Origin of the sequence: Maritalea sp., assembly GCF_051251695.1 — a bacterium.
GTDB lineage: Bacteria > Pseudomonadota > Alphaproteobacteria > Rhizobiales > Devosiaceae > Maritalea.
On the sequence record NZ_JBPOEU010000007.1, the window covers coordinates 136138 to 151187 of the forward strand.

A 15050-nucleotide genomic window follows, 5' to 3' on the forward strand; every position below is an offset into this window, starting at 1 on the left:
CAAAACCCCGCGCAAAAGTAAACAAGGCCCAAACGCGTTTCGCCTGCACCTTGGCCCACAGTCCAACCGTATTTTTTACAACTTTCAAGCAGAAACAGCACCACATGCGGATTTCTGGGTAGATGAATTCGCCTAGATACAAAAATTACCCATAAATACGGAGATCACCGTGAGAAAAAATGTTAAATTGTTGAACCACTGTTCTTGAGAACCATGCAAAATGACCTTTCGGCAACAAATTCTTGCGCTCACCACCATCCCGCTTTTGCTGGCAATTCTTGCCATTACAACATTGGTGACCTGGCAATCTAGCCAATTGTCAAAAGAAGGTATTCAAACGTTTGAGCAATCGATGCTGAACGCCAAGCAGGACGAACTTCAAAACTATATTGAAATGGCTCTCACCGCCATTAATCCAATATATCTAAATGCCAGCCCTGACGACGAAATCGCAAAAGAGCAGGTCAAACTGATCCTCAAACGTTTGAGTTTTGGCGAAGACGGCTATTTCTACGTCTATCATTATGACGGCACGAATGTTGTCCATCCTCGCCAGCCATTTCGGGTTGGCAAAAACTGGGCAGATCATCCAGATGTCGCAGCACTTTTAAATTACGCAAAGAACGGCGGCGGCTACCATCGCTATGTCTGGGAAAAGCCTTCATCCAATGAAAGTTCTGATAAACTGGGATACGCCGTAGGGCTTGAAAAATGGCAGTGGATGATCGGTACCGGCGCTTACATTGACGACATTTTGGAACAAACCGAGGCGGCCAATCAGAGCCTGAGCAACACAGTGAACCAAACTTTTTGGTTGGTTGCCTTGATCACTGTACCTGCGGTTTTCGCGGTGTTTGGCACCGGCATTATCATGAACTTGCGCGAGCGCCGCTTGGCAGACGGCAAGCTTAAAGAACTTACCCAACGTATCGTTGATACCCAAGAAGAAGAACGGTCGCGAATTGCTCGCGAGCTGCATGACGGGATAAGCCAAAACATGGTGGGGGTTCGCTATGTGCTCGACCTTGCAGAACGACAGGTACGGGAAGGCAAAAGCACAGCCCTTGAAACCATTGAACGTGGCGCGGGTGCGCTAAATACCGCCATTAAAGAAGTCCGCCGCATATCCCATGATTTACGGCCCGGGCAACTTGATGATTTGGGTTTAAGTGCCGCATTAGAATCGCTGATCAGCAACTTTGAAGAACGCACCGACATTGTTGTTGATTTTGAAAGCGTTGCCTTCAAAAACGTTCTCCCGTTCGACGCCAAAACCGCAATCTATCGTATTGCCCAAGAAGCGCTGAGCAACATCGAACGGCATTCAGGCGCCGACCATGTCAAACTCGTCCTTAAAAGCAACAATTCAGGGCTAGAGATGAAAATCATCGATAACGGTCGTGGATTTGTTGCCCAGCAAAACCCAAAAGACAAAACTGTTGGCCCGTCCGGCGGCCTCGGGCTACGTAATATGCAGGAACGGATGGAACACTTTGGCGGCAATCTAGATGTGTTGAGCACACCAAAAGGCACTAGACTTGTTGCGCGGTTGCCACGGTCCATTTATCTCACCAACACCAAAGAACCAACGGAGATGCAAGACGCATGAACACACCTATCAAAGTGATGTTGATCGACGACCACCCATTGGTGCTAGAAGGCATTCGCTCCGTATTGGAGACGTACGACCACATCGAAGTGGTCGGCGCACAACCCTCAGCCAAAACCGGCCTTGGGGTTGCTCGAAACACACTGCCGGACGTGGTGTTGATGGACATCAACATGCCCGAAATGAACGGCATTGACGCGATCGAACTCTTCAAAGATCAATTGCCAAACACCAAATTGCTAATGCTTTCAATGCATGATAGCCGAGAATATATTTCAACGTCCACCATGTATGGGGCGTCCGGTTATGTGCTAAAGGATGTTTCGACGTCAGAAATCGTTACCGCAATTGAAACGGTTGCTGCAGGCGGCACTTACTTTTCGACCGGTGTTTCACAAGTTTTAATGGGCGAAGACACCAAACAAAGCGTCAGCTCGCTCCTCACCACACGAGAACAAGCCGTTCTATTGTTGGTTGCGGAAGGGTTCTCCAACAAGGACGTGGCGGTGAAATTGGATATCTCTATCAGAACGGTCGAAACCCACCGCAAAAACATCAAGAAGAAACTCGGTATTGCAACGACAGCAGGCTTAACCAGATATGTCATCGCCAATGGACTATCCAGTATTTGATTTAGCCCGTTTTCGCCAATTTATGCGCGGCAAACTCAGCAATAACCGCTGAAGGTTTTCCAGTTGGTTTGCCAAAATAATAGCCTTGCAAAATATCGCACCCTGCCGTTTTCAAAGCCTGAACCTGCTCCTTGGTTTCCACGCCTTCCGCAACGACTTTAAGTTGGAGTGACTTGGACAGTCCAATAACGCAATGCACGACGGCATCGTCAGCCTCGCCCAGCTTAAAATTTGTAATGAACGAGCGATCAATTTTCAACTTGGTCAAAGGAAGCCGCGTCAAATAGCTCAGCGACGAATAGCCAGTGCCAAAATCGTCCATTGCAATACCAACACCAAGCTGGCGCAATTCGTCCAGCGTCTCGCGAACCTTTACCGTGTCAAAAACCAACACGCCTTCAGTGATCTCCAATTCGAGCCGTTTGGGCTCAAGTCCACTTTTATTTAGCGCGTCACGCACGCAGGTCACAATCTGTGCGTCACGCAATTGCAAGGGTGAAAGATTGACGGCAATCGTGAGGTCGCCCCCCCAGCGCGCGGCTTCGGTGCAGGCCGTTTCAAGTGCCCACATGCCAAGCGGTTGAATCAATCCGCTTTGTTCCGCAACATTGATAAATTCCTCTGGGGAAATGGGGCCTAGTTCTGAATGCGTCCACCGCGCAAGCGCTTCAAAACCAACAAGTTGGCCAGTTTTAGCCATCACTTGAGGCTGAAAATGCAATTGCAATTCACCCCCACTTATTGCCGTACGCAGATCACGCTCTAACCGGAACTTGTGCTTTTGTATCTGTTCCAATTCAAGCGTGAATACCGACCATCTACCACGCCCGTTTTCTTTAGCATTATAAAGGGCCAAATCACTTCGTTTGAGCAATTGGTCACTATCCAAGGCGTGAAATGGATAAGTCGCAGCTCCAATTGATATATTGGCAACGATATTGTTTTGTTCAATCATAAATGGCGGCACCATTGCACCCACCAAATTGTTGCAAATACGGTCAAGTCGACCCCGAATAAATTGATCGCGCAAAATCACCACAAATTCGTCACCGGACAGCCGGTAAACAAGATCATCTTGCCAAAGCTGTTGTTTTATCCGATTTCCGACCTCTTTCAGCACAGCATCGCCCGCGCCGTGTCCATAAAGGTCATTAATTTGCTTGAACTTATCTACATCGATACTCAAAAGGGCGATCTCGCTACCCTTCGTGGATGCCTCCTGAACCAATCGGGGTAAATCCATATGGAACCGGCGTCTGTTGGGCAATCCAGTTAGAGAATCAAAGAAAGCGAGCTTTATGGCTTCTTTTTCCGCCTTGCGCCGCTGACGCCCCCAATAAAACAGCGTGACCATGACAACCAGCGCCAAGAAAGCCAAAATGGTGGCCGTAATGAAACTGGTGAATTGAACACCGCGTTCCATAACCCCTTCAATTTGATGCCGGTCCACTTCAATACTCACAACGCCGCGCGGCACACCAAACTTGGTCATGGGGATAATCACAACCAACGAAGACTTGCCATTGCGATCATCAGGACTGTGCATAAATACCACAGTCTTCAACTCGCGCATTGAGCTTCGAACAGCCGCATCAAAATCCACATCGTCGAATGAGCGCAGCCGGGGCATCCCACCTGCGATAAACACTTCGCCGAATTTGGTGAAAACCACGTAGCCGTTAATTTGGCCGAAATGGTCAACCGACTGAAACTCAACCGGATGGAACAGGTCCACATCGGTCGATCTTTCGCTATCTCCATGCAAAATTGAAGCGGCGATCTTGTCGGTAATATTAGTCTCGAACTCTACTGGTTCTCCGGGCAGATCAAATTGGGTCTTTAAGGTCGCAAGCCAATCACGCGCAAGCAAGCGTGCATCTAATGACGACAGGTCCTGGACGATGGCAGGCGCTAGGAACGCCGACGTGAAAACCAACATCAAGAACGCCGATAGAATTAACGCAAAAGAACCCAAAAAGCCGAACCGACTCATAAATACCTCAAATAATATCTATCGACAATTAGACCAGCTAAATGTGACAGATACATAACTATTTGGGCTTTACAGTCATGTTAAGTAATTGTTAATAATAGATATTATTGGAAATCAACTACTTGGGAAGTTGTCTAAAGAACAAAAAAATCATCAAGGCCGCAAGCGCACCAAGCAACTGCGCACCGATAAATGGCATAACCGACATCGGGGCGATGCCTGCAAAACTGTCTGAAAGACTGCGGGCAATCGTAACAGCGGGATTGGCAAAAGAAGTACTTGCGGTAAACCAATATGCCGATGTGATGTATAGACCCACCACGCTCGCAACGGCCTCTCTTTTGAACTTCACGGCCAAGAATATGACCAAGATCAGCCCAAAGGTCGCGACAAATTCTGAAAACCACTGCCCTTGCCCAAACCTGTCTTTTTGCGATATTTGCAGAACCTGTTCAGCGAACATCATATGCGCGCACCAAACACCAACCAAGCCGCCAATGATCTGAACAGCGATATAGGGCAACGCGTCAAAACGTTTTAGGTCGCCATTTAACGCCATCACCATGGTCACCGCTGGGTTGAAATGCGCCCCAGAGATCGGTCCCAATATGGTGATGAGCACAAATAGGATGGCCCCGGTTGGAATCGTGTTACCCAGCAATGCAATCGCGATGTTTCCATCTGCCAAGCGTTCGGCCATGATGCCAGAGCCAACTACCGTCGCGAGCAGAAAAGCAGTGCCCAAAAACTCTGCAAGTAAAGTCTGAGAACGGCTAAACATATTACACCCAAAACCCGTTGTTTTAGGTGCTTTAATGCGCCTTGGTGACAGTTAGATGACACCCAAGGCCCGCTAGACGTTTCGACCGCGATAAGACATGCCCAGCCCATCGGCCATTTTCACGGCAATTCTTTTCAACTCATCATCGGGCAAATCGCCAGTAATGGAGAAAGCAACCTTTTGGTTAAGCCACACACAAGTCGTTTTGTCTTCACCGTGGAAAAACCAATATCCCAATTCATCGAGTTCTTGTTGATGGGCCTGCACATAAACTGAAACCCTTATGGCATTAGCGCCTTCATAGGTCATCAAAGCTGCAGGTGCGCCGCCTTGCCCCACCAGTCTAGCGCCAACAAACGTCAAATCATTTGCGCTCAAATCCGGAATTGCAACGTTCACACCTACGCGTTTTCGCAACCAACTTGCGGCTTGCTCTGTGCTGTCCAATCCAAACTCACCGGGCCGGTTTTCATCAATTGCAAATATTTCGTGCGCTTCATTGGCCCACGCTGCCACTTGCAGTTGAAATTTGTCTTTTGGCATAAAAGGCAATTGAGAAAGCGAAAGCCCTCCCCCAAATCCAATAGCCAACAAAAGACAGGCCGCAAGCGCATAGCGCGTCAACTGTCGCCAACGTTGATTGTCATTTTGCGCTTCCAACGGTGCAGCTTCAAACACTTCTTCACCTAAATCAAAAGCATCCCGAAGGGCCGCATCATTTTGTTGCCACTCATCGACCCGCTGCTTCGCATCCGGGTTTGCGGCCAGATAGGCTTCAACCTGTTTTCGCGCGTCCTGTGGCAATTCCCCATCAACATAGGCAACCAACATATCGTCAGAAATGTTCATCTTGCTTCACCTTTTTGTTGACGCTCACCATTCATAATAGAGCGAAGATGGTCCCTCGCCCGTGCCAGACGCGACATAATTGTACCTTTTTGGACATTCAATATATCGGCGGCCTCTGCGTAACTAAGTCCTTCAACGGCCACCAGCATTAGTATCTCTTGGTGTTCTTTGGATAAAAAATGCATGGCCGCACGTACATCGGTCAACTCCATCACCCCATCCTGGCGCGGGGCTTCAGCCAAGTTTTCAAGCTCTTCAATATCGGCTGTAGGTCGGACTTTAACCACCTGATTGCGATAAACATTGTGCATGATTTTAAACAACCAAGCGCGCGGATTATTGGGTTGACGAAATAGCGATTTTTTTCGGATCGCCCGTTCAAGACAGTCTTGAACCAAATCATCTGCCCGCTCCGGCGCACCGGTAAGCGTTCGCGCAAATCTTTGCAGCGCGGGAATATGAACCACAAACTGATCTTCCAGCCGAAAATTCAAACTTTGTTCTCCCAAGCCTCGCTGGAACATGCCCCGCCACAAATTGGCGAGGCATCTATTGCCATCATATCAGAGAAATGCCGTCAATTAATACATTGATGGTTTGGCGACGTGCCATACACCACCAACGCCGTCACCGCTAACATCACCTGGCTCGCTATCACCTACCCATAAGTAAAGCGGCTGGCCTTTATAGGCCCAAACTTTTGTGCCGTCATTTCGCGCAACAACAGAATAGTCACCCTCATGCTCGTCTTCTTCGGCAAATAGCGGCGGCCAGTTTTGCGCACACTGGTCATAACAATTTGAAACGCCGTCACTGTCTTTATCAAACGTATAAAGCGTCATATTGTTTTTGTCGGCCAATACTTCACCCATGTCGGTTTTGTATTTTTGCACCGGAATGTGCCCTGCGGCCAACGCGATACCGCCAATGCTTGCAAACATTAGTGCGGCTGCTGAAATTTTTGAAATAATTGTCTTAGTCATAATTGTCGTGGTCATAATTGTCTCCCATATTTTGCTTCGATACTAAGACAACAGAATTCAGCGAAATTTATTCCCAACAATTTCAAAAAAATTTCAATTGCTCAAAAATAAGAGCACCTTTGGAGAACCAAAGATGCCCTATTAGCATTCAAAATGGGAGGCATTTTGCCCTGCTATTTTTATTCGGCGGCGTCTGTTCCAACGATGCCGCGTTCCACTTGCTCACGCTCGATAGATTCAAACAACGCGCGGAAGTTACCTTCGCCAAATCCTTCATCACCCTTGCGCTGAATGAATTCAAAGAAGATTGGGCCGATGACCGTTTTGGAAAATATCTGCAATAGAATTTTAGTCATACCGCCGTTCAATACACCTTCGCCGTCAATCAGAATGCCGTGCTTCATCATGCGATCAAGCGGCTCGTCATGACCGTTCACCCGGTCATGTGACATTTGATAATAGGTCTTTGGTGGACCCGGCATGAACTTAAGCTCATTTTCAGCCAGTTTATCTGTGCTGTCATAAATATGATCGCAACCCACAGCGATATGCTGAATGCCTTCGCCTTTGTATTTTCTCAAATACTCTTCAATTTGGCTCGTGTCGTCTTTCGACTCATTCAATGGGATGCGGATTTTGCCACATGGCGATGTAATCGCGCGGCTAACCAACCCGGTAAATTTGCCATCAATGTCGAAGAAATGAATTTGCTCGAAATTGAAAAGGTTGCGGTAAAAATCCCACCACTTGTCCATATTTCCGCGGAACACATTATGTGTGAGGTGATCCAAATAGTAAAAACCCACGCCTTCAGGACGAGGATTTACTTCACCTAGCCATTCGAAGTCAGCTTCGTAAGCAGAACCTTTTTCGCCATAGCTATCCACGAAATACAACAGCGAACCGCCAATACCCAAAATTGCTGGCGCATCGATACATTTGTCATCGCCAGTATAAGGTTCCGCGCCATTTTTCACCGCGTAATCGAACGCATGTTGGGCGTCAACAACGCGCCATGCCATTGAAGGGGCACATGGGCCGTGTAGATCAACGAAGCGACCACCAAAGCTGTCTTTTTCGCCGTTCAAGATGTAGTTCACATCACCTTGACGCCAAAGCCAGATTTTCTTGGTCTTATGTTTTGCGACAGCAACGTAACCCATTTTAGTGAAAAGCTCTTCAAGCTTTTCGGGTTCGTCATGTGCAAATTCGACAAATTCAAAACCGTCGGTGCCTGCTGGATTTTTCTCAGAAATCGTCGCAACCGGCGCGTCGTGAGGAAATGGTCCCATTTTAAATTCTCCCTATCATTTTACGTTGAAACGATTATCGCGCAAAAAACATGCAAGAGGCTTGCAAAATTTCACCTAAACAGAAATTATATGCAAGAACTGTGCAATTATGAAGGATAATTCACACACTATGAGCACACTTGATCAATTCGATCGCGCAATCCTGGCTTTATTGCAGGATGACGCGCGACTAACCAACAATGAATTATCCGAACAGGTAAACCTTTCCGCATCCCAATGTTCAAGACGACGGTCTCGGCTGGAAGATGACGGACTGATCGCCGGCTATCACGCCAAGCTGAACCGGGAAAAAGTCGGGCTGGACATTGTTACGATCATCAATGTCACCCTGGCCACCCACAATCCCAACAATTCAAAACGCTTCGCCGCCCTCATTTTAAACTTGCCCGAAGTGCAAGAAGCGCACGCCTTAACCGGAGAAATGGACTATTTCATCAAAGTGGTCGCAAAGGACTTGAACGAGCTACGAGAATTCGTCAACGACGTGCTGTTGCCCCACGAGTCAGTTCAGAATGTGAAGACCTCCATCGTTCTGGAAACGCTCAAGGACACGTCAAACTTGCCGGTGGGGTGAACAGGTAATGCACACGACTTTCCCTCCATCTCAAACCGTCATTCCCGCGAAAGCGGGAATCCAGGCAGGAGGTTTATCAGCAAAGGCGCCGCAGTTCATAGATATTCACGACTGGATCCCGGACTAAATCCGGGATGACGACTGTGCGTGGTGAGACATCTGTTCCATTCTGTCAGCATCATTCTCCCCTTCCTCATCCTGAGCTTGTCGAAGGATAAAACCGCAATGCACTACTTCCCATGGTTCGCCCTTCGACAAGCTCAGGGTGAGGCTCACCATGAGGGCGGATGGATATCACGCACCAACACGTTAGCCGCGTATGAAGGGAGGAACGGCCATCGCATATGTAACCTCACCTACTTCGTCATACTCAGGCTTCACCCGAGTGTCCAAACGCCGGGTCAATTCGGCTCTCACCGTTTCAATTGGCAACACTAAGTTAAATGGATGTGTAACATGGACCCTCGGATGACGAGAGAGAAGAGATGGCAAGATTGAGCCCAAACGACCAATTATCTGCCGCACGGCCAAAGCCGGTTCACGGGAGGGAATTGTTTTTCAGTTTGACCAAGCTTCGTGCATTTGAGATGATAATTTAATGGCACAAATAGACAAATTATCCACAAATGTATCGATCCGCACTCCAATAAAATCGGACGTGATGGACCGCCTCGACTACGGATTCTCTAACGAAATTCGAACTATGTATGGCGTTCCTTCGGGACCAGTCCCGAAAATGCAGTTGGAACATGCGCGGGAGTGGTTTGACCGATTATCAAAACATCCTTGTGCGTGGAGTATTACATTCAGCGGACGACTTGTCGGCGAAGCGCGTTTGGATAACGTCGATCAACATGACAGGCGAGCGCGAATGGCAATTGGTCTTTTTGGAGAGGCCGACCTTAACAAAGGCATCGGACGACGAGCTATAAAACTTGTACTCAAACATGGATTTGAGGTGCTAGATCTGCACCGGATCGACCTTCGCGTCCTCGCCTTTAATAAGCGTGCAATTCGATGCTATTTAGCATGCGGTTTTATTCAAGAAGGTATTGAAAGAGAGTCCGCCAATATAGCCGGAAAGTGGCACGATGACGTGATGATGAGTATATTGGACCGAGAGTTCAGCAATCATGGATAGCTAACATTTGCATAGCAGAATTCAACTACCGCAAAATCCACAAAGCCACCAATCCACTTTTGATAGCCGAACCCATCACCCCTCAGGAGCAAACATATCCGGATGCGCAGCCTTAAATGCAGGATGCTGATTGCAGTTTTCTTCAATTACCAAAATGCGCTCCATCGCTGAAAGGTCGACCTCCCAGCGCCGCGCATTGTAAAGTTGCGGCATCAGGCAGATATCCGCCATGCTTGGCGCATCACCAAACGAAAATTTACTTTCCGTTTGGTGGCTCAACATCCCCTCATAAGCCTCAAGACCTTGGCCGATAAAGTGCTGAAACCAGTCTAGGCGGATTTTATCGCCATCATCGCCAAGGCCCATCGCATATTTCACAACACCTAAATTGCACACCGGGTGAATATCCATGGCAATCGCGTGAGAAAGTGCCCTCACCCGTTGGCGGTCCACTGCATCCCCTGGCACCAAACCGGCTTCGGGATGCTTTTCGGCCAAATACTCAATGGTGGCGAGTGATTGGGTGAATAGCATGCCATCCAGCTCAATCGTTGGCACCAAACCTTGCGGGTTTAGGGTCCGATATGACTCGCTCTTATGTTCGCCCTTAAGCAAATCAACGATCACGCGGTCATATTCAATTCCGCATATACCGAACGCGATGCGCAAGCGATAGGCGGCGGATGAGCGCCAATAGTCATAAAGCACAGGCTTTGTCATAGTGGCGCTCCTACCAACTTATCCAAATTTGACGATCTTTTGGTCAACCGCACCAAAAATAGTCGATCCATCATCATTGAGCATTTCAATGCGCACCTGATCACCGAATTTCATAAATTCAGTTTTTGGCGCACCATCATTGATCGTTTCAATCATGCGGATTTCCGCGATACAAGAATAACCCAATCCGCCATCGCGAACTGGCTTACCTGGCGTGCCATCACTGTCTTTGTTCGACACAGTGCCTGAGCCAATAATTGCGCCAGCTGCAACGTGCCGCGTTTTAGCCGCGTGGGCAACGATTTTTGGGAAATTAAACGTCATATCAACGCCCGCATTGGCTTTGCCAAACGCGTCGCCATTATAATGCACCAACATGTCCCGATGGACTTTGCCATCAGCCCAATGGTCGCCCAATTCGTCCGGGGTCACGGCCACAGGTGCAAAGGCGGTTGCGCCTTTTGATTGGAAAAAGCCAAAGCCTTTTGCCAATTCGCCGGGGATCAAAGCGCGATAGCTCACGTCGTTGAGCAACACGATTAGTTTGATCTTATCTGCCGCATCGTCCGGTGAAATACCCATATGCAAGTCATCACAGATCACGCCGATTTCCGCTTCCATGTCGATGCCCCAACTTTCAGAGCCGACTTCAACATCTTGGTTTGCCCCAAGCATCGCGTCTGGCGCACCCATATACATCAATGGATCTTCCCAAAAACTGGCCGGAAGGTCCGCGCCGCGCGCTTTGCGCACCAATTCAACGTGATTGACATATGCAGACCCATCAGCCCACTGGCTTGGGTTTGGCAAAGGCGCCATTGCTTTGGTCACATCAAAAGCTTCGCCCACACTTGCGTCACCATTGATTTTGTCAGAAAGCGCCTGCAAACCGGGTTCAGCCTTCGACCAATTGTCAATCGCGTCCCGCATGGTCACTGCCACGTCGTTAGCTGAAACATAGCGCTTCAAATCAGTGCTAACCACAACGAGTTCGCCATAACGCGAACCATTTGAAAGAGTTGCAAGTTTCATAAAATCAGTCCCACTTTCCTTCTGGGGTGCCATCAAAGTGGCTCTTAAGATCAGCCCAGCAATCGATGTAATCGTCTTGTTGTGTTTCTAGCGTCGCAGCATATTCAGTCAAGAGCTGAGGGAAGCGCGTTTCAAACATAAAGGCCATCGTGTCTTTAAGTTTGTGCGGCTTTAGCTCAGTCGTAGAAGCTTTGTAAAATCCGCCAGCGTCCGGCCCATGCGGCAACATCATATTGTGCAAGCTCATGCCCCCGGGCACAAAACCCTCTTCTTTCGCATCATACTGCCCATGGATAAGACCCATAAATTCGCTCATGATGTTGCGGTGATACCAAGGGGGGCGGAACGTGTGTTCTGCCACCAACCAGCGCGGTGGGAAAATCACGAAATCAATATTCGCCGTACCGTCTTCACCGGATGGCGCGGTCAACACCGTAAAAATTGACGGATCAGGATGGTCAAACAGAATTGAGCCAACCGGTGAATAGGTCGCCAAATCATATTTGTATGGCGTGTAATTGCCGTGCCACGCGACAACGTCCAAAGGTGAATGGGGGATTTGTGTTTCGTAAAACTTGCCACACCATTTAACGATCACCCGGCAAGGCGTGTCTTTTTCCTCGTAGGCCGCAACAGGCGTTTTAAAATCACGCGGATTTGCAAGGCAGTTCGCACCAATCGGGCCACGATCCGGCAGCGTGAATTTCGCGCCGTAATTCTCGCACATATAGCCTCGACACGGCCCTTCAACGCTAACTTTGAACACCATACCACGTGGGATGACCACGATTTCGCCCGGCGTAACATCGAACTTGCCCATCTCGGTAAAAATGTGAAGGCTGCCCATCTCTGGCACCAGCAACAGTTCAGCATCGGCATTGAAAAAATGATCGTCTTCCATCGACGCATTAAACGCGTAAACATGGCTTGCCATGCCAACTTGGGTGAATACGTCCCCTGCGGTGGTAATAGTTTTCACCCCGGCCAGAAAATCCGTTTTCTCCTCAGGCATAGGCACTGGATCCCAGCGCGTTTGCCCAATCGGCATCTCACCCTTCATCTGGTGCGGCGCGGTTTTCCAAAGCGGCAGATCAAAAGGCGTGAACCTTGTTGTGTGCCTTACACTTGGCCGAATGCGATATAACCAAGACCGTTCGTTGGTGCCCCTTGGCGCTGTAAATGGCGAGCCAGAAAGCTGCTCGGCATAAAGGCCATAAGCGCATTTTTGTGGACTATTCTGGCCCTGCGGCAGCGCACCCGGCAGCGCCTCAGTTTCAAAATCATTGCCAAAACCTGGCATGTAATCAAGATCATTTTTGCTCATAATAACACCGCTGGACCCTATCTAATTTTTCCAAAGGCAAAATTGTGGTTGCACATGTAACCATCCATTATGTAACTATCAATCTGTTGGAGGACAATGATGAACGACCACAATACCGAAAATGATGGCATTTTAGCGCTGGAAAAGTTCCTGCCCTATCGGCTAAACCGCGCGGCTGAACGGGTCAGCCTACGCTTCGCGCAGGAATATAAACGCAGATATGGCCTCACCCGTCCAGAGTGGCGCACCTTTGCAACCATTGGCCAATTCGGCTCCATTACCGCCAGAGAAATCTGCGATCATTCGCCAATGCATAAAACAAAGGTATCTCGGGCCGTTTTTTCACTGGAAAAACGCCGTTGGATCAAACGCACACAAGACCCGCAAGACCGGCGATTGGAGCATCTAGAGCTTACAAATGTCGGCCAAGCCACCTATAAGGATTTGGTCAAATCCGCCAAAACGTTTGAGACAAATTTCACTGATTCCATAGGTGCAGCAGACGCCGAACTTTTGCTCAAAGCACTGAACGCCATCGAAAGACGATTTGCCGACTAGGGCTTCTATCCAAGACACAAAATTGCATCAAATGTCTTTTTGCTCTATTTGGCAGGTAAAAAACATGATTTGGCAGGTGAAACACATGGCCTTTATGTTCGAATAACCAAATCGTGCATAAAACAGCAGCGCAAGAAAACAAAGCGAGCCAAAATGTCCCAATCTCCTTTTAAAGCCTATGACGTACGTGGCCTGATCCCAGAGCAAATGAATGTGCCATTTGCCTACCGATTTGGCCAAGCAGTTGCACATCAACTTGCCGCAAAAACAATTGTCGTGGGACATGATATGCGCCTGGATAGCGCACCATTTGCCAGCGCCATCATTCAAGGCCTGCAAGATAGCGGCGTCGATGTGTTGCCAGTTGGGCAATGCGGCACCGAAGAAGTCTATTTCCACACCGACAATAGTGGCGCTGATGGCGGATTAATGGTGACAGCAAGTCATAACCCGCAAAATTATAACGGCATCAAAATGGTACTAAAGGGCGCAAAAGCAGCAACCCGCGACAATGCGCTAAAGCCATTAGAAGACGCTGTGATGAGCGACCGTGTTTTTGAGAATGTCGCTTACGAAAAGCGCGGCAAAAACCTTCCAACGCTAGACCGCTCAAAATATATTGCTCGACTTTTGGATCAAGTAAAAGATGTTGACCTAAAGCCGCTTAAAATTGTTTGCCATGCAGGCAATGGTTGTGCCGGGGCAGTGATTGACGCGTTGGAAGAACATCTTCCCTTTACTTTCATCAAAATCGACCATGAGGCCGACGGCAATCTGCCAAACGGCATTCCAAACCCTCTTTTGCCGGAAAAGCGCGCCAAAGCCGCGAATGCAGTGAAAGAACATGGCGCGGATTTGGGCATTGCTTGGGACGGTGATTTTGATCGTTGCTTCTTTTACGATCACACGGGCGAGTTTGTTGAAGGCTATTACCTTGTTGGCCTAATCGCACAAACGCTGTTGCGCGCAAGCCCGGGTGGCAAAATCATTTATGATCCGCGCCTCACATGGAACACTGTTGATGTGGTGGAAGCAGCAGGTGGCACACCTATCGTATCAAAAACCGGCCATGCATTTTTCAAGCAAATCATGCGCGAAGAAAAAGCAATTTACGGCGGCGAGATGAGCGCTCATCACTATTTCGATGATTTCAGTTATTGCGATACAGGCATGTTGCCTTGGTTGGCCATTGTTTCTGAAATCTCAGCGAGCGGCAAAACGCTCAAAGAAATGGTGCAGGAACGCATTCAAAAGTTCCCTTGCTCTGGCGAGATCAACTTCACGGTCAATGATGCGCCAAAAATCATCGCCAACATTGAAGCAACATATGCACCCGACGCGCTAAAGGTTGAACATATTGACGGATTAAGTGTTGAATATGAAAACTGGCGTTTCAACATCCGTTCATCAAACACAGAACCGCTTTTGCGCATCAACGTTGAAACCCGTGGCGACAAAGCATTGGTTGAACAAAAAGTTGCAGAGCTCACCAAGCTTATTAAAGCTGAGTAACAGACAAAAAACGCGCGGCGCATCAACGC

Annotated in this window: 15 protein-coding genes; 6 read left to right on the forward strand and 9 right to left on the reverse strand. The window is 48.5% G+C overall.

The genetic code is table 11. From position 1 onward, the window contains the following. Positions 1 to 220: 220 nt before the first annotated feature. Positions 221 to 1609, forward strand: a complete 1389-nt coding sequence (locus ACSHWX_RS05905) for a cache domain-containing protein (protein ID WP_435667267.1) — start codon at positions 221 to 223, stop codon at positions 1607 to 1609. Further along, entirely contained in the window at positions 1606 to 2241 is a 636-nt protein-coding gene (locus ACSHWX_RS05910; RefSeq protein ID WP_435667268.1) for a response regulator, read from the forward strand. The genes ACSHWX_RS05905 and ACSHWX_RS05910 overlap by 4 nt, the downstream gene beginning before the upstream one ends. A 1-nt stretch (position 2242) precedes the next feature. Here ACSHWX_RS05910 and ACSHWX_RS05915 read toward each other — a convergent pair whose 3' ends face one another. The 6 genes from ACSHWX_RS05915 to hppD form a co-directional block, all read right to left on the reverse strand. Then, entirely contained in the window at positions 2243 to 4234 is a 1992-nt protein-coding gene (locus ACSHWX_RS05915; RefSeq protein ID WP_435667269.1) for a putative bifunctional diguanylate cyclase/phosphodiesterase, read from the reverse strand. A gap of 118 nt (positions 4235 to 4352) precedes the next feature. After that, positions 4353 to 5015 (reverse strand): aquaporin, encoded by a 663-nt coding sequence (locus ACSHWX_RS05920; RefSeq protein WP_435667270.1) that lies wholly within the window; start codon positions 5013 to 5015, stop codon positions 4353 to 4355. Between the two features lie 72 nt (positions 5016 to 5087). Continuing rightward, positions 5088 to 5864: an anti-sigma factor family protein gene (locus ACSHWX_RS05925; protein WP_435667271.1), complete on the reverse strand. Its 777-nt coding sequence runs from the start codon at positions 5862 to 5864 to the stop codon at positions 5088 to 5090. Beyond that, positions 5861 to 6358, reverse strand: a complete 498-nt coding sequence (locus tag ACSHWX_RS05930; protein ID WP_435667272.1) for a sigma-70 family RNA polymerase sigma factor — start codon at positions 6356 to 6358, stop codon at positions 5861 to 5863. Before ACSHWX_RS05930 ends, ACSHWX_RS05925 begins: the two co-directional genes overlap by 4 nt. Before the next feature lie 87 nt (positions 6359 to 6445). Beyond that, positions 6446 to 6862 carry a COG4315 family predicted lipoprotein gene (locus ACSHWX_RS05935; protein WP_435667273.1) on the reverse strand — a complete coding sequence of 139 codons (417 nt, stop codon included), beginning with the start codon at positions 6860 to 6862 and terminating at the stop codon, positions 6446 to 6448. A 164-nt stretch (positions 6863 to 7026) separates the two neighbouring features. Further along, positions 7027 to 8139: a 4-hydroxyphenylpyruvate dioxygenase gene (gene hppD / locus ACSHWX_RS05940; RefSeq protein ID WP_435667274.1), complete on the reverse strand. Its 1113-nt coding sequence runs from the start codon at positions 8137 to 8139 to the stop codon at positions 7027 to 7029. A 130-nt stretch (positions 8140 to 8269) separates the two neighbouring features. Between hppD and ACSHWX_RS05945 the strand changes: the two genes are divergently transcribed. Both ACSHWX_RS05945 and ACSHWX_RS05950 read left to right on the forward strand, forming a co-directional pair. Further along, the gene (locus tag ACSHWX_RS05945) at positions 8270 to 8734 is read left to right on the forward strand and encodes an Lrp/AsnC family transcriptional regulator (RefSeq protein ID WP_435667275.1); all 465 of its coding nucleotides are present in this window, start codon (positions 8270 to 8272) and stop codon (positions 8732 to 8734) included. Between the two features lie 598 nt (positions 8735 to 9332). Continuing rightward, positions 9333 to 9875, forward strand: a complete 543-nt coding sequence (locus tag ACSHWX_RS05950) for a GNAT family N-acetyltransferase (protein ID WP_435667276.1) — start codon at positions 9333 to 9335, stop codon at positions 9873 to 9875. 75 nt (positions 9876 to 9950) lie between these two features. On the opposite strand, the gene maiA is transcribed toward ACSHWX_RS05950, so the two are convergent. The 3 genes from maiA to hmgA are packed head-to-tail and all read right to left on the reverse strand — an operon-like array spanning position 9951 to position 12951. Continuing rightward, complete coding sequence (gene maiA / locus ACSHWX_RS05955) at positions 9951 to 10595, reverse strand: maleylacetoacetate isomerase (RefSeq protein WP_435667277.1); 645 nt, start codon at positions 10593 to 10595, stop codon at positions 9951 to 9953. A gap of 18 nt (positions 10596 to 10613) precedes the next feature. Next, the gene (locus tag ACSHWX_RS05960; RefSeq protein WP_435667278.1) at positions 10614 to 11627 is read right to left on the reverse strand and encodes a fumarylacetoacetate hydrolase family protein; all 1014 of its coding nucleotides are present in this window, start codon (positions 11625 to 11627) and stop codon (positions 10614 to 10616) included. Between the two features lie 4 nt (positions 11628 to 11631). Next, complete coding sequence (gene hmgA / locus ACSHWX_RS05965) at positions 11632 to 12951, reverse strand: homogentisate 1,2-dioxygenase (protein WP_435667279.1); 1320 nt, start codon at positions 12949 to 12951, stop codon at positions 11632 to 11634. Positions 12952 to 13050: 99 nt separating this feature from the next. Between hmgA and ACSHWX_RS05970 the strand changes: the two genes are divergently transcribed. Both ACSHWX_RS05970 and ACSHWX_RS05975 read left to right on the forward strand, forming a co-directional pair. Then, entirely contained in the window at positions 13051 to 13509 is a 459-nt protein-coding gene (locus ACSHWX_RS05970; protein ID WP_435667280.1) for a MarR family winged helix-turn-helix transcriptional regulator, read from the forward strand. A gap of 153 nt (positions 13510 to 13662) precedes the next feature. Then, entirely contained in the window at positions 13663 to 15021 is a 1359-nt protein-coding gene (locus tag ACSHWX_RS05975; RefSeq protein WP_435667281.1) for a phosphomannomutase, read from the forward strand. Positions 15022 to 15050: the final 29 nt, after the last annotated feature.

Bases quoted from the DNA above. Each gene is read 5' to 3' on its own strand.
- ACSHWX_RS05905 (WP_435667267.1), top strand. From the start codon at position 221: ATGACCTTTCGGCAACAAATTCTTGCGCTCACCACCATCCCGCTTTTG.
- ACSHWX_RS05975 (WP_435667281.1), top strand. From the start codon at position 13,663: ATGTCCCAATCTCCTTTTAAAGCCTATGACGTACGTGGCCTGATCCCA.
- ACSHWX_RS05925 (WP_435667271.1), bottom strand. From the start codon at position 5,864: ATGAACATTTCTGACGATATGTTGGTTGCCTATGTTGATGGGGAATTG.
- ACSHWX_RS05950 (WP_435667276.1), top strand. From the start codon at position 9,333: ATGGCACAAATAGACAAATTATCCACAAATGTATCGATCCGCACTCCA.
- ACSHWX_RS05935 (WP_435667273.1), bottom strand. From the start codon at position 6,862: ATGACCACGACAATTATGACTAAGACAATTATTTCAAAAATTTCAGCA.
- ACSHWX_RS05970 (WP_435667280.1), top strand. From the start codon at position 13,051: ATGAACGACCACAATACCGAAAATGATGGCATTTTAGCGCTGGAAAAG.
- ACSHWX_RS05915 (WP_435667269.1), bottom strand. From the start codon at position 4,234: ATGAGTCGGTTCGGCTTTTTGGGTTCTTTTGCGTTAATTCTATCGGCG.
- ACSHWX_RS05960 (WP_435667278.1), bottom strand. From the start codon at position 11,627: ATGAAACTTGCAACTCTTTCAAATGGTTCGCGTTATGGCGAACTCGTT.
- hmgA (WP_435667279.1), bottom strand. From the start codon at position 12,951: ATGAGCAAAAATGATCTTGATTACATGCCAGGTTTTGGCAATGATTTT.
- ACSHWX_RS05945 (WP_435667275.1), top strand. From the start codon at position 8,270: ATGAGCACACTTGATCAATTCGATCGCGCAATCCTGGCTTTATTGCAG.
- ACSHWX_RS05910 (WP_435667268.1), top strand. From the start codon at position 1,606: ATGAACACACCTATCAAAGTGATGTTGATCGACGACCACCCATTGGTG.
- ACSHWX_RS05920 (WP_435667270.1), bottom strand. From the start codon at position 5,015: ATGTTTAGCCGTTCTCAGACTTTACTTGCAGAGTTTTTGGGCACTGCT.
- hppD (WP_435667274.1), bottom strand. From the start codon at position 8,139: ATGGGACCATTTCCTCACGACGCGCCGGTTGCGACGATTTCTGAGAAA.
- maiA (WP_435667277.1), bottom strand. From the start codon at position 10,595: ATGACAAAGCCTGTGCTTTATGACTATTGGCGCTCATCCGCCGCCTAT.